The organism is Streptomyces sp. NRRL WC-3626, assembly GCF_000718785.1.
GTDB classification, from domain to species: Bacteria; Actinomycetota; Actinomycetes; order Streptomycetales; family Streptomycetaceae; genus Streptomyces; species Streptomyces edwardsiae.
In genome coordinates this window covers 1-362 of record NZ_JOCA01000061.1, presented here as the reverse complement: position 1 = coordinate 362, position 362 = coordinate 1, and the positions used below count along the sequence as shown (strand labels likewise).

Genomic DNA, 362 nt, shown 5'->3' with positions numbered 1-362 from the left:
TTGGTGAGGCCGTAGATGCGGTTGTTGAAGAGGAGGATCTTGAGGTTGACGTTGCGGCGCAGGGCGTGGATGAGGTGGTTGCCGCCGATGGAGAGGGCGTCGCCGTCGCCGGTGACGACCCAGACGGACAGGTCGCGGCGTGAGGTGGCGAGGCCGGTGGCGATGGCGGGGGCGCGGCCGTGGATGGAGTGCATCCCGTAGGTGTTCATGTAGTACGGGAAGCGGGAGGAGCAGCCGATGCCGGAGACGAAGACGATGTTCTCCTTCGCCAGTCCGAGCTGCGGCATGAATCCCTGCACGGCGGCGAGGACGGCGTAGTCACCGCAGCCGGGACACCAACGCACTTCCTGATCCGACTTGAA

1 protein-coding gene is annotated in these 362 nt (G+C 65.5%); it reads right to left on the bottom strand.

All coding sequences use genetic code 11. The features are described from left to right. On the bottom strand, positions 1-362 hold a 362-nt coding region (locus IF28_RS0135810; protein WP_030229621.1), incomplete at both ends, for a thiamine pyrophosphate-dependent enzyme.